At 44.5% G+C, this 13,211-nt stretch carries 13 protein-coding genes; 2 read left to right on the top strand and 11 right to left on the bottom strand.

Annotated elements, in window-relative coordinates:
* Positions 1 to 45 precede the first annotated feature (45 nt).
* The 9 genes from VA249_RS11220 to VA249_RS11260 form a co-directional block, all read right to left on the bottom strand.
* Positions 46 to 1,266, bottom strand: coding sequence for a phosphopentomutase (locus VA249_RS11220; RefSeq protein WP_221068038.1), 1,221 nt, complete (start codon positions 1,264 to 1,266; stop codon positions 46 to 48).
* 68 nt (positions 1,267 to 1,334) lie between these two features.
* Complete coding sequence (gene deoA, locus VA249_RS11225) at positions 1,335 to 2,663, bottom strand: thymidine phosphorylase (RefSeq protein ID WP_221068039.1); 1,329 nt, start codon at positions 2,661 to 2,663, stop codon at positions 1,335 to 1,337.
* 99 nt (positions 2,664 to 2,762) lie between these two features.
* Positions 2,763 to 3,539: a deoxyribose-phosphate aldolase gene (deoC, locus tag VA249_RS11230; protein WP_128810285.1), complete on the bottom strand. Its 777-nt coding sequence runs from the start codon at positions 3,537 to 3,539 to the stop codon at positions 2,763 to 2,765.
* Positions 3,540 to 4,114: 575 nt separating this feature from the next.
* Entirely contained in the window at positions 4,115 to 5,398 is a 1,284-nt protein-coding gene (locus tag VA249_RS11235; protein ID WP_221068040.1) for a NupC/NupG family nucleoside CNT transporter, read from the bottom strand.
* 204 nt (positions 5,399 to 5,602) lie between these two features.
* Positions 5,603 to 6,376 carry a TatD family hydrolase gene (locus VA249_RS11240; protein ID WP_221068041.1) on the bottom strand — a complete coding sequence of 258 codons (774 nt, stop codon included), beginning with the start codon at positions 6,374 to 6,376 and terminating at the stop codon, positions 5,603 to 5,605.
* Positions 6,363 to 6,530, bottom strand: coding sequence for a DUF5363 family protein (locus VA249_RS11245; RefSeq protein WP_211916051.1), 168 nt, complete (start codon positions 6,528 to 6,530; stop codon positions 6,363 to 6,365). Before VA249_RS11245 ends, VA249_RS11240 begins: the two co-directional genes overlap by 14 nt.
* A 102-nt stretch (positions 6,531 to 6,632) precedes the next feature.
* On the bottom strand, positions 6,633 to 8,222 hold the full coding sequence (prfC, locus tag VA249_RS11250) for a peptide chain release factor 3 (RefSeq protein ID WP_211916050.1): 1,590 nt from the start codon (positions 8,220 to 8,222) through the stop codon (positions 6,633 to 6,635).
* A 129-nt stretch (positions 8,223 to 8,351) separates the two neighbouring features.
* Complete coding sequence (gene rimI / locus VA249_RS11255) at positions 8,352 to 8,807, bottom strand: ribosomal protein S18-alanine N-acetyltransferase (protein ID WP_221068042.1); 456 nt, start codon at positions 8,805 to 8,807, stop codon at positions 8,352 to 8,354.
* Positions 8,808 to 8,819: 12 nt separating this feature from the next.
* Entirely contained in the window at positions 8,820 to 9,218 is a 399-nt protein-coding gene (locus VA249_RS11260; RefSeq protein ID WP_221068043.1) for a DNA polymerase III subunit psi, read from the bottom strand.
* Between the two features lie 63 nt (positions 9,219 to 9,281).
* Between VA249_RS11260 and VA249_RS11265 the strand changes: the two genes are divergently transcribed.
* The gene (locus tag VA249_RS11265) at positions 9,282 to 9,734 is read left to right on the top strand and encodes a hypothetical protein (RefSeq protein ID WP_221068044.1); all 453 of its coding nucleotides are present in this window, start codon (positions 9,282 to 9,284) and stop codon (positions 9,732 to 9,734) included.
* A gap of 121 nt (positions 9,735 to 9,855) precedes the next feature.
* Here the strand turns inward: VA249_RS11265 and VA249_RS11270 are convergent, their stop codons facing one another.
* On the bottom strand, positions 9,856 to 10,359 hold the full coding sequence (locus VA249_RS11270; protein WP_221068045.1) for a GNAT family N-acetyltransferase: 504 nt from the start codon (positions 10,357 to 10,359) through the stop codon (positions 9,856 to 9,858).
* A complete protein-coding gene (ubiT, locus tag VA249_RS11275) occupies positions 10,343 to 10,870 on the bottom strand; it encodes a ubiquinone anaerobic biosynthesis accessory factor UbiT (RefSeq protein ID WP_164837146.1) in 528 nt (175 codons plus the stop codon). Before ubiT ends, VA249_RS11270 begins: the two co-directional genes overlap by 17 nt.
* A gap of 266 nt (positions 10,871 to 11,136) precedes the next feature.
* Here ubiT and VA249_RS11280 point away from each other — a divergent pair, with 266 nt between their 5' ends.
* Positions 11,137 to 13,176 (top strand): putative bifunctional diguanylate cyclase/phosphodiesterase, encoded by a 2,040-nt coding sequence (locus VA249_RS11280; RefSeq protein ID WP_221068046.1) that lies wholly within the window; start codon positions 11,137 to 11,139, stop codon positions 13,174 to 13,176.
* Positions 13,177 to 13,211: the final 35 nt, after the last annotated feature.

The raw sequence follows: 13,211 nt of genomic DNA on the forward strand, positions 1-13,211 counted from the left end.
TAAAACTAGGAGCAATCATGCTCCCAGTTTTCAATAGCTTATTTATTATAGAAAGTTCTTACCGTATTCCATTGGAGAAGTACCGAAGTACGTTGCCAATGTTTGACCGATATCCGCAAAACTGTCACGGCGACCCAATGAGCCCGCTGGCACTTTCTTACCATAAACAATCACTGGAATGTGTTCACGAGTATGGTCAGTACCTGGCCATGTTGGATCACAACCGTGGTCAGCCGTTAGGATAAGTACATCGTCTTCTTCCATAATATCCAGCACTTCGTTGACGCGACCATCGAAGTACTCAAGTGCAGCGGCATACCCTGCTACGTCACGACGGTGACCGTAAGCTGAGTCGAAGTCGACAAAGTTAGTGAATACGATCGTATTGTCGCCCGCTTCTTTGATTTGCTCTAGCGTTGCTTCGAACAATGCAGGGATACCTGTCGCTTTCACTTTCTTAGTGATGCCGCAGTTTGCGTAGATATCAGCAATCTTACCAATAGAAACAACGTTACCTTGCTTTTCTTCCACAAGTTTTTGTAAAACCGTAGTTGATGGCGGCTCAACAGAAAGGTCACGACGGTTACCCGTACGCTCAAATTGACCTTTACCTGCACCAACAAATGGACGCGCAATAACACGACCGATGTTGTAATCTTCTAGCTCTTCACGTGCAATTTGGCAAAGCTCTAGCAGACGATCTAGACCGAAAGTCTCTTCATGACATGCGATTTGGAATACCGAATCCGCTGACGTGTAAAAAATTGGTAGACCCGTCTTCATGTGCTCTTCACCAAGATCGTCAAGAACTTGAGTACCAGATGCGTGGCAGTTACCTAGGAAACCGTCAAGACCCGCACGCTCAAGGATGCGGTCAGTCAGTTCTTTCGGGAAGCTGTTTGCTTTGTCAGTGAAGTAACCCCAATCAAACAGAACAGGCACACCTGCGATTTCCCAGTGACCAGACGGTGTGTCTTTACCTGAAGAAAGCTCTGCAGCGTGACCGTATGCACCGATGATTTCAGCGTCTGCGTCTAGGCCAGGTGCGAAGCGACCTGTTGACTCTTTGTGCGCCATTGCCAGACCTAGTTTAGATAGATTTGGAAGACGAAGCGCGCCTTTACGCTGATCGTTATCTGCTAAGCCTTGTTCACATTGGTCAGCGATGTGACCTAGTGTGTCAGAACCTACATCACCAAATTGTTCTGCATCTGCAGCTGCGCCGATGCCGAATGAGTCTAGTACTAAAATAAATGCTCTTTTCATTGCTCGTTCCTTAGGCCCACTCGGCGTCTAATTATGGTTGAGTAGGCCTTGTGTCATTACTTATTCAATTAAAGATCTTCTGCACGGATTTGGCGGTAAACCTCTGGTGTTGGCGTGTACTCACCACCCACAGTGATTGCACTGCGAAGTGCTTTTGCCGCTTCTTCCCACTGCGCTTCTGTGCGAGCATGGATAACCGCAAGAGGTTTGTCACTGTCTGCTACTTCACCTAAACGAATGAAGTTGTCAAAACCAACCGCGTAGTCAATTTCGTCTGTTGCTACACGACGACCGCCGCCCATAGAAACCACAGCCATACCAATGGCACGTGTGTCCATTGCTGAAACGATGCCCGTTTCGGTTGCGTATACAGGCTTAATAATCTCTGCTTTTTCTAGGTAATTATCGTAGTTTTCAACGAAATCTGCAGGGCCGCCAAGTCCCGCAACCATCTTGCCAAAACATTCTGCCGCTTTACCATTATCAAGCACTTCCATTAGCTTCGCACGTGCGTCTTCTGTGTTCTCAGCAAGTTTGCCAAGCACTAACATTTCAGCACATGAAGCCATGGTTACTTCAAGTAAACGAGGGTTACGGTATTCACCTGTAAGGAAACGAACCGCCTCGCGTACCTCTACTGCGTTACCCGCAGAAGAAGCCAGCACTTGGTTCATGTCTGTTAGGATAGCGGTTGTGGTTGTACCAGCACCATTTGCTACCGCAACGATAGATTTTGCTAGCTCTTCAGACGCTTCGTAAGTTGGCATAAATGCACCAGAACCTACTTTTACATCCATGACTAGAGATTCAAGACCTGCAGCAAGCTTCTTCGATAAAATCGACGCCGTGATCAGAGAAATGTTGTCTACTGTTGCTGTGATATCGCGAGTCGCGTAAACACGCTTATCCGCTGGTGCAAGATCACCGGTTTGACCAATGATCGCGACACCTGCGTCTTTAGTCACTTGACCAAACACGTCGTTTGTCGGTGTGATATTGTAACCAGGAATAGACTCAAGCTTATCCAACGTACCGCCAGTGTGGCCAAGACCACGGCCAGAGATCATAGGTACGAAACCACCACATGCCGCTACCATTGGACCAAGCATGAGAGAAGTTACATCACCCACACCACCAGTAGAGTGCTTATCGACAATTGGACCACCAAAGTTCATGTGGCTCCAATCGATAACCATGCCCGAATCACGCATTGCACAGGTTAGTGCGATACGTTCTGGCATCGTCATTTCATTGAAGAAGATAGTCATAGCAAAAGCGGCGATCTGACCTTCAGATACGCTGTTATTTGCCACGCCTTGAATAAAGAAATTGATTTCGTCAGCGGTTAGAACTTCGCCGTCACGTTTTTTACGGATAATTTCTTGTGGTAAATACATTAGTGCCTCCCAAGCTCATAATGAGCCATGGTAAAAGTAGGATAGAAGAGGTTAGGTAGCACCCAATTTGGTGCTACCTTTCAGACGCTTTTTTTGGAATTAGTACGCCGTTGGATCAGCGACTTGGTCCGATACTTCTAATGTATTTAGTAGGTTTGTTAGCAGGCTAGACGCACCGAAACGGTAGTGACGAGCATCAACCCAGTTGTCACCTAGGATTTCGTCAGCCATCGCTAGGTATGCTGCTGCATCTTCAGCAGTACGCACACCACCTGCAGGTTTGAAACCAACAGATTCTGCAACACCCATATCACGAATCACTTCAAGCATCATACGTGCGTATTCTGGTGTTGCGTTTACTGGCACTTTACCCGTTGAAGTTTTAATGAAGTCAGCACCCGCTTCGATACAGATTTGAGATGCTTTCTTGATTAGTGCTTCTTCTTTAAGTTCACCCGTTTCGATGATCACTTTAAGAAGGATATCACCACAAGCTTCTTTACATTGCTTAACAAGTTCGAAGCCCACTTTCTCATCACCCGCCATTAGAGCGCGGTATGGGAAAACTACGTCTACTTCATCTGCACCGTAAGCAACTGCTGCTTTTGTTTCTGCCACTGCGATTTCGATATCGTCGTTACCGTGTGGGAAGTTCGTTACGGTTGCAATACGAACGTCTGGTGTACCTTGCTCACGAAGTGTCTTCTTAGCAATAGGAATAAAGCGAGGGTAAATACAGATTGCAGCTGTGTTACCTACCGCAGATTTCGCGTCATGACATAGTGCGATCACTTTTGCATCAGTGTCGTCATCATTTAGCGTAGTTAGGTCCATTAGTTTAAGTGCACGTAGCGCTGCTGCTTTTAAATCGCTCATTTCTATCTCCGATCAATATTCAAAAAATTCACTGCTTAGCCTCACATCAACTCTCTAACTATAATCAAGAAGCAGACAGTGTGTGAAAATTTGGCTAATCAGTCTATTAATGAACGGACTTGGTTCCTTGAAGACTCGGCATAGTCAGCGAAAGTCATATGCCAATTGCTATCCTTGTCACCGCACAGTACCAGTTTGGCCTATGGCACAACAATCTATGATTGCGGTGTCTTTAATATCACATCACACAGTAAAACGCTTTAAAGATGTGATATTGGAGGGCAATTCATTTGCCCATCGAATACGTAATATTCACTTTGTGATTAAATCATCATCATAACCACAACGTCATGAGTACTACATTATAGAGTTTCACCGCAAAACTGTAGCACCAAATAGAGCGCAAACGGTTTGTATCTCAAAATTTCAGTCCTATTCCATCAACGGAACAAGCCGTTAACGTCGAGCTCTGTCCAGTCAATTTTATAGGCCTAAAAACGAAAAATGCCCCGCAGCAATTTCTTGCTACAGGGCATGATTTAAAACGGCGTCTATATATTAAGAACCGATTCTAATTAAAGAGCTGCAAGGCTAAGGCAGAAGCCTGCAATAGTCGCTGCCATTAGGTTAGACAACGTACCAGCAAGAACGGCTTTAATACCCATGCGAGCGATATCTGAGCGACGGTTTGGTGCAAGGCTACCTAGACCACCAAGTAGGATCGCGATAGAAGAAAGGTTCGCGAAGCCACATAGTGCGAATGAGATGATAGCCGTTGTCTTCTCAGACATTACTTCACCAGTTGCCGCAACAACTTGAGCGCCTTCACCTAGGTAAGGTGTGAAGTTCAAGTAAGCAACGAATTCGTTGATAACGAGTTTCTGACCGATGAAAGAACCTGCAACAATTGCTTCGTCCCAAGGAACACCGATTAGGAATGCTAGTGGAGAGAACGCATAACCTAGGATCAGCTCTAGTGTTAGTTCAGGCATACCGAACCAACCACCGATGCCACCTAGCATACCGTTGATAAGAGCAATTAGACCTACGAATGCGATTAGCATTGCACCTACGTTTAGCGCAAGTTGTAGACCAGAAGCCGCACCGCCCGCTGCTGCGTCGATTACGTTAGCTGGTTTGTCGTCGCCACCGTCCATTGCTTCTTCGATATCTTCATGAGGCTTATCTGTCTCAGGGTGAAGAATCTTAGCAAATAGTAGACCACCAGGTGCTGCCATGAATGACGCTGCTACTAGGTACTCTAGAGGAACACCCATTGAAGCGTAACCTGCTAGTACACCACCAGCTACAGATGCTAGACCACCACACATTACTGCGAATAGCTCAGATTGAGTCATTTTTGGTACGAATGGACGAACAACTAGAGGTGCTTCAGTTTGACCTACGAAAATGTTAGCAGCTGCTGACATTGATTCCGCACGAGAAGTGCCTAGCGCTTTTTGTAGTGCACCACCAAGAATCTTGATAACCCACTGCATTGCGCCAATGTAGTAAAGAACAGAAATCAGTGCTGAGAAGAAGATCAGAGTAGGAAGAACGCGGAATGCGAAGATGAAACCGCCGCCACCGAATACTTCGAACATCTTGTCAGAAACAAGACCACCGAATAGGAATGATGAACCGTTGTTACCGTAGTTGATAACGTTAGAAACACCAGTAGAGAAACCGTTTAGTAGATCACGGCCCCAAGGTACATAAAGAACAAATGCACCTAATGCGAATTGGATAGCAAATGCGCCACCCACGGTTCTTAAGTTGATAGCTTTGCGGTTATTAGAAAATGCAAATGCAATAGCAATAAGCACTACCATACCGACTAGGCTCATAAACAGGCTCATAGTTTATGACTTCCTTATAAGTTATTTATTGGCGTGTTACAAAATGGAGCTATAAAGCGGGGCCAATTATACTCATGCAAAATCAATAAAAGTAATGCTACGTTCACACTTTCCTATTGGCTTCATCATTGATTTACCCCCTTTTGTGACGAACATCACAATCAAAAGGAAAACGTTTTCTATTTTAAACAGCATATTTAGATTTTATTCACATATAGAAAAAGCAGAATTGCTATTTTCCCACAGCTGAGCCGCAACCGTTTGCTTGTTAAGCGTATGTAATTGAGACAACTCATTCAACACATGAATAGCTTTGGCCGGATGATTCGGTTCCCCCTGATAGCCAAATATAGGCATATCAGGGGCATCTGTTTCTATAATCATGTGTTTAAGCGGCAACTTTTGAATAGCCTCACGTGTTTTATTGGCTCTTGGGTAAGTAATAATGCCACCAACACCGATAAAAAAATCTAATCGAACCCATTCCATCGCCTGCTGATAACTGCCAGAAAAAGCATGCAGCACGCCACCTTTAGGTAATTTTGCCGTTTTGACCATTTGAATAAGTCGATTGTGTGCTTTTCGACTATGAAGAATGACGGGCAGTTTGAATTTTCGCGCCAACTCAAACTGCAACTCAAGAGCTCGTTCTTGAAGATCGACAGGAACATTGGTGGCAAAATCTAAACCACACTCTCCAATTGCGACACACTGCTCACCGGCTAGTGATAACTGCCGATCCAATTCCGCTAAGTGTTGCTCAAAATTATGCTGGAGAAAGTAAGGGTGAAAACCCAAGGCGTAGTAAATACCCGGATATTGGTTGGCTATCGTTTGAATGCGAGACCAATTGCTTGGCCCTACTGAGGGAATCAATATGCGCTCCACTCCTTGCTCACGAGCCAGTTCATAGTGATGACTAAAATCATCTTGGAACACATCAAAATCAAAATGGCAGTGAGTATCAAACAGTTTCATTTTTCGACTTCTCTTGCGCTTTCTTATGGGTAGTGAATGTTTCATGTGCTGGATCTTTTTTATACGGCACGCAACTGCGTTTTTGATCCGGCGTTAACCCCATCTCTTTACACCAATCATCGTAGCGTTTGAGTCCTTTCTTAAACCAATTCATTTCTCACCTTTCCCTACGCCAAATAAAAAGCCGCCCTGAGCTAAGTGTATAGCTAAGGGCGGCTTCGAATCTAATTTGTTTTATCGAGCAGTTTCGTATTGATTAGTGTTCACGCGTCGCACGGAAATCAACATCAGGGAAACGCTCTTGCGCAAGGTTTAGGTTAACCATTGTCGGTGCAATGTAGGTGAGGTTATCACCACCATCTAGCGCTAGGTTCGCTTGGTTCTTGCGTTGGAACTCGTCCAATTTCTTCGCATCACCACACTCAACCCAACGTGCTGTTGCAACGTTAACACCCTCGTAGATCGCTTCAACGTTGTATTCTGACTTCAAACGAGCCACAACCACGTCAAACTGAAGCACACCAACTGCACCTACAATTAGGTCGTTGTTTTGTAGTGGACGGAATACCTGTACCGCCCCTTCTTCAGACAGCTGAACCAAGCCTTTAAGTAGCTGCTTCTGCTTCAATGGATCTTTTAGACGAATACGACGGAATAGCTCCGGTGCAAAGTTTGGAATACCAGAGAACTTCAGTGATTCACCTTGGGTAAACGTATCACCAATTTGGATCGTACCGTGGTTATGTAAACCGATGATATCACCTGCGTAAGCATTCTCAGCACGCGAACGGTCACCAGCCATGAAAGTTACCGCATCAGAGATACTGACTTGCTTACCAAGACGAACGTGGTTCATCTTCATACCCTGCGTGTACGTGCCTGATACAATACGCATAAATGCAATGCGGTCACGGTGTTTAGGATCCATGTTTGCTTGGATCTTAAATACGAAGCCAGAGAACTTATCCTCTGTTGCTTCTACATCACGCTCAACCGCTTGACGAGTTTTCGGCGCAGGCGCCCACTCAGTCAGGCCATCTAGCATGTGGTCTACACCGAAGTTACCCAATGCCGTACCAAAGTAAACTGGTGTCAACTCACCTTTTAAGAACAACTCAAGATCAAACTCTGGACATGCGCCCATGACCAACTCAAGCTCTTCACGTACACTTTCTGCAAGGCTCTCACCGACTTTTTCATCAAGTTCTGGGTTATCCAAACCTTTGATGATGCGTACTTCTTGGATCTCGTGGCCGTGACCTGATTCATACAGAACCGTTTCATCGCGGTGAATGTGGTAAACACCTTTAAACTCTTTACCACAACCGATTGGCCAAGTGATTGGCGCACACATCATGCCCAATTCGTTTTCAACTTCGTCCAATACTTCCATTGGATCACGAACGTCACGGTCCAGTTTGTTCATGAAAGTCACGATTGGCGTGTCGCGAAGACGCGTAACTTCCATTAACTTACGAGTACGATCCTCGACACCTTTCGCCGCATCGATAACCATCAAACACGAGTCAACCGCAGTCAGTGTACGGTAAGTATCTTCCGAGAAGTCTTCGTGTCCAGGAGTATCAAGTAGGTTTACCAGACAATCATTGTAAGGGAACTGCATCACAGAAGTAGTAACCGAGATACCACGTTCCTTTTCCATTTCCATCCAGTCTGATTTTGCGTGCTGTGCGTTACCACGACCTTTAACCGTACCTGCTTTTTGGATTGCGTTTCCGAATAACAGTACTTTTTCAGTAATGGTGGTTTTACCCGCATCCGGGTGAGAAATAATAGCGAATGTTCTACGTTTAGAAACTTCGCCTAGAAAAGGTGTATTTGACATGAAATTGATCTTCTTTGATGTCTGGATACTTGCTTAAAAACAAAGCAAGCTTTTTTGATTCAATATTGCGCGGTATTGTCCCCTATTATTGCGCTAGGGGCAACTTTCCTTAATGCTGATAAAGGAGTCTTAATAGAAGAAGAGATAACTCATGATTATCGCATCTTCTTTACCATTACCTGTTTTGGCTGGGTAATAACCGTAACGACGGTCCACCTCATTAAAACCAGCTTGATCGTAAATATGGATAGCGGGCAAATTGCTTTCACGCACTTCCAACCAAGCACTCTCAGCTTTGGCTTGTTCGCAGTAATCTAGAAAGGCATCAAGCAGCTTTTGTCCCAATCCTTTCCCTTGCTGACTCGGTGCAATAGCAATATTAAGCAAGGTCACTTCACCGACAATATTCTGCCCATAAAAGTAACCCACCACCTTGCCTGCATCCGTCATCACATGATGACATGCACCTCGGCTAGATAAGTCACGAACGAGCGACTCGGCCCAAGGATGAGTATGAGCCTGTTGTTCAATTTGCCATACTTGATCTAAGTGTTCAGCGCTCATCGTTGTAATTTCAATCGTCACGCGTCTGCTCCATTAAGAATATGAACAAATCTGCTGCCATAAGGCGCGGCGCTGTTCGTTGTTACCATCAATGTCTTTTAACAGCGGCGAAGTCAGCTGTTTAGCATTAATACTCATATCGGCCTCACAGCCAGCAAACCACACCCATTCCAAATCATGTTCACCCAAAGATGATAAACGCTCTGGCTCTAGGTGCAGCGCATCATCAAGTGAGAGCTTGATACTTTTTAGCACCCGCTCAAACATCAATGCTGTCTCATTTTCTGGACACATTGGTGAAACCAATAGGAGTTTACAAGAACTTTGCAAACGTAACATTGGCACTTGATAGTTTTCCAACCTATCTGGATGGATCAACTCCCATGTGCTGATCCCCATTTCATTTAAATACTGTTTCTCGTTTATTGACATTTTTTGTCACCTAATTGAACGAGGCAATGCTACCAAATAATCGCATGTAAAGTCAGAGGTGTTATGAAGCTTTTCCAAACAATCACTATTGCACTGCTAATCTCGACCACCAGCTTCGTTACGTTTGCTAAGAACAATGATGATAACTGGGAACTGATTGCTCAAAAAACCGTTAACTTTCAAAACGAGACAGATACTGTAGAGCTCAACGGTCTATTTAAAAATCGCCAGTTCAGCAAAATCAAGATGAAGTGCATTCAAGGCACCATGAACATCAAAAACATGAAAGTCATCATGACTGATGGTAGTGAGAAAGAGCTTAAAACCATGACGGGAACATTGACTAAAGGCATGTCAACACGAGCTTGGACTTTACCAGGCTCTGAAGATGCCAAACTCAAGCGTATTGATATGGAGTACAAAAGCTGGGGCAACATGACACTCAATGCAGCTGGTGTAAGTAAAAAAGCAAAAATCGAAATTTGGGGCAAAAAGCGCCTCCAAGAGCAAGATTAGATCACTTTTCCTCTGTTAGTAATCAAAACAGAGCATACTTAAAAACCAGTTCTGCTTAAAATCTAAGTCTCAAAAACAAAGCCCGCTATTTCCTGCGGGCTTTGTAATTCAATCTTCGTGATTATAAATCAGCAAACTCTGGTGAATAATCGATACGGCCAGAACGCCCGTCGCACTGACCTTCTGCCAATTCTGCTACGCGGAACGCACCTTGGGGCACTTCCCATGCGCAATCAAAGCCCATCTCTTCTGCTGCTTTAAAGCCTTGACGTGCATAGTAATCAGGATCGCCTAGTACGACACAAACTGGGTAACCGAAATCACGCAGAGAATCAAAACCCTCTTTGATCATCTCAGCAGCAATACCTTGACGGCGGAAATCTTCATGTACAGCCAAGGGTGCAAGCCCCTGCCACGACAAATCTTCACCGTTCAAGGTCACTGGGCTAAACAGCGCGTGACCAATGACTTCACCTTCATCGGTGCATGCCACCAAAGACAAAGTAAGTTTACCATTTTCACGTAAACGCATTACCAAATTCGCTTCGGCTTCCGTTGGGAATGTCTGCTTAAGAAGACGATCGATCGTTAAAATGTCTGCCGGTGCCTCAGTTCGAATAAGCATTCTTCACTCCGCTTTCTTGCACTGGTTCTTGGACACCTTTTTGGACAAAATCTGCCAATTGGTTCAGTGCCACTTGCATGGTTTTCGGTAGTTGCTCCAAGTCGACACTGTCCATTAGGTTCTTCACTTCTAACCCAAGCTCAGTATCACCTTCAATAGAAAGACGACGTTGGAAGAACAGCGTGTCAGGGTCTTCTTTACGGCCCGCAATCAACACCAAATCATTGAGGTTGCCACTAAAGCTCACATCTTCTTGAACGGGCTTATCTGCTACCACCAACTTCTCATCTTGGTAACTAATGTACCAAGCTAAGTTCAAGTCTTTAATTGCTACTTTTAGCCACTTATCTTCAAGAAACTCAAAATCGCCATCTTCCAAGGCTTCTTTGAATACCATTTTAAGCCCTTCTAACAAGGCTTTTTTCTGAACAGTTTGCGGCAATAACTGGACTGGAGATCGCAAAATTGAAGCTGCATTCTTTACTAGTTGACTGCGAATCTTGTTTAACACGCTAATTATCCGTTACTTTGTCATAAGGTTGTTTATCTTACGCAATAGAGTAATACCAGTACCTGTTATGTATCAAGAAAACTATTTGTTTTAGAAATGGGCGGTTACGCCAACTGTTGCGTCGATTTTTTGACCTTGTCTGAATTATTGACGCTGAGACATCGAGAAACGCTTTTATAACGTATGGTTCAAAGTTATAGTTATCAAAATAGCGTTTTTATTACACGGACGAATAATCAGGCTCATTGGAGATCGGTAACCCCTTAATGCCTTCCCAACAATTACAACATTGGTTTGCAACGCTTACCTCAAATAGCCCATTCTTTTTTGCCATTCTTGATAACAAACACAGTTATCGGATGGTGAGTGAACGCTATTGTGATATTGCAGGCCTCAATCAAGACGAACTTGTTGGGCTCAATGACAAACAAGTCTTAGGAGAAGCCTTTTATGCCAAGCTCTCTCCCTACTATGACCGCGCATTTAAAGGCGATCACGTTGAAGCAGAAATCACCCTTGATGAAACCGATCTAGAAACCAGCCTACATTTTAGTCTTTCTCCCGTGAAAGAAAGCGATGAAATCCGTTTTGTTATTTTTCATGCCGTCGATACATCAGAAAAACAGATTTTAGTTCGCTCGCTAGAAGAATCCGAAACAAAGTTTGCAAAACTCACTCGCCTTCTACCTGACGGATTGCTACTCGTTGAAGACGACATCATCATCTCGGCCAACCCTGCATCGGCCCGTCTCCTTGGTTTAAATTCCCCTCATGAATTACTCGGAGAAGAAGTTTCTCGATTATTCATTGATGAAAACAGCAAAAAAGTCTTTAGTCATCCAATAAGCTCATTGCTTTCAGAGAAGCCTTTTTTATGTTTAACCAGCGCACGGTGCGGGTTCGAACGAAAAGTACGTTTGCATGCCGACCACACTGCCATTTTAGGGAATGAGTCCCAGATTATTCTTATTCAAGATGCCGATGATGCCCCAAAAGCACTTTCATCCACGGCTTCTGAAGATGCCCATATCGATAGTTTAACCAAACTTTATAATCGCTTTGGTTTTACCAAGCGGCTGGAGCAGCTCATTAAAAGCCAAACGCCCCTGCTTGTTTTTTACCTCGATATCGACAACTTTAAAAATATCAATGACTCGCTTGGTCATCATATTGGTGACAAAGTCATTCAAGAAGTTTCTGCTCGCCTTAAGCGCTCGCTACCCACTCAAGCGATTATTGGCCACCTTGGTGGGGATGAATTCGGCATTATCCTGCCTGAGCCCGAGAATAACCTCATGGCAGAAACACTGTCTGAACGCATTATCGCTCTGATCAACCAACCCTTTGATTTACACCATTTCACAAAACGCCTCGCTTGCTCTATCGGCAGTGTTCGTTATCCAGAAGATGGTCAAGATGCCCGTATCTTGTTACAAAATGCCGATACGGCAATGTACGAAGCGAAAGATCGGGGCCGAAACCGTCTGATCAAATTCAACGATCAAATGAACAAAGAAGCTCGAATGCGCTTATGGCTGGAAATCGAACTACAAAAAGCACTGCAACAAAATGGGTTAGAGGTGTGGTATCAGCCAAAAGTGAACGCGCGCGATTTCAGCATTAATGGTGCGGAAGCGTTGGTTCGTTGGAAACACCCAGTCGAGGGGTACATTAGCCCTGGCGCATTTATTCCCGTAGCAGAACGCGCGGGGTTGATTGAACACCTTGGTAAGGTGGTCATGCGTGATGTATTTAACACGGTAAAACGTTGGAAACAACAAGGGATCCTACCTGGCCGTGTAGCAATAAACCTGTCTCCGGAACAATTTGGTAACCCTCAGCTCATTGATTTCATGGAAAAGTTGCTTCGCACAACAGAGTTGGACCCAAGCTGCATCACTTTTGAGCTCACTGAGAGCGCCGTAATGAGCGACAGTGACCATACTCTACAAATGCTCAATGCGATTAAAAAACTGGGCTTTGACCTCTCCATTGATGATTTTGGTACTGGTTACTCATCACTTTCTTATCTTGCCAGATTTCCTATTGATGAACTCAAAATTGACCGCGCATTTATTAACGACATCGACACGTTGCCAAAACAAGTGACGGTGATTGAGAACATCATCAACCTCGGAAAATCTCTCGACTTAACCGTGGTTGCCGAGGGGGTAGAAACGCACCAACAAGCGACACTACTCTCTAATCTGCAATGCAACTCGATACAAGGGTTCCATTTTCACCGACCACAACCTAAACATGAAGTTGAAGAACTGTTTGCACAGAACCGTCGACATAAAAACTGAACTCAGTTTCTGCAAAATCTGAGCGTTACCCCTTA

Origin of the sequence: Vibrio alfacsensis, assembly GCF_019670485.1 — a bacterium.
Lineage (GTDB): Bacteria > Pseudomonadota > Gammaproteobacteria > Enterobacterales > Vibrionaceae > Vibrio > Vibrio alfacsensis.

Excerpts from the sequence above, each read along its gene's own strand:
- VA249_RS11235 (WP_221068040.1), bottom strand. The coding sequence starts at position 5,398 with ATGAGCCTGTTTATGAGCCTAGTCGGTATGGTAGTGCTTATTGCTATT.
- VA249_RS11280 (WP_221068046.1), top strand. The coding sequence starts at position 11,137 with ATGCCTTCCCAACAATTACAACATTGGTTTGCAACGCTTACCTCAAAT.
- VA249_RS11245 (WP_211916051.1), bottom strand. The coding sequence starts at position 6,530 with ATGAATTGGTTTAAGAAAGGACTCAAACGCTACGATGATTGGTGTAAA.
- VA249_RS11260 (WP_221068043.1), bottom strand. The coding sequence starts at position 9,218 with ATGTCAATAAACGAGAAACAGTATTTAAATGAAATGGGGATCAGCACA.
- VA249_RS11265 (WP_221068044.1), top strand. The coding sequence starts at position 9,282 with ATGAAGCTTTTCCAAACAATCACTATTGCACTGCTAATCTCGACCACC.
- VA249_RS11270 (WP_221068045.1), bottom strand. The coding sequence starts at position 10,359 with ATGCTTATTCGAACTGAGGCACCGGCAGACATTTTAACGATCGATCGT.
- deoC (WP_128810285.1), bottom strand. The coding sequence starts at position 3,539 with ATGAGCGATTTAAAAGCAGCAGCGCTACGTGCACTTAAACTAATGGAC.
- VA249_RS11220 (WP_221068038.1), bottom strand. The coding sequence starts at position 1,266 with ATGAAAAGAGCATTTATTTTAGTACTAGACTCATTCGGCATCGGCGCA.
- prfC (WP_211916050.1), bottom strand. The coding sequence starts at position 8,222 with ATGTCAAATACACCTTTTCTAGGCGAAGTTTCTAAACGTAGAACATTC.
- VA249_RS11240 (WP_221068041.1), bottom strand. The coding sequence starts at position 6,376 with ATGAAACTGTTTGATACTCACTGCCATTTTGATTTTGATGTGTTCCAA.
- deoA (WP_221068039.1), bottom strand. The coding sequence starts at position 2,663 with ATGTATTTACCACAAGAAATTATCCGTAAAAAACGTGACGGCGAAGTT.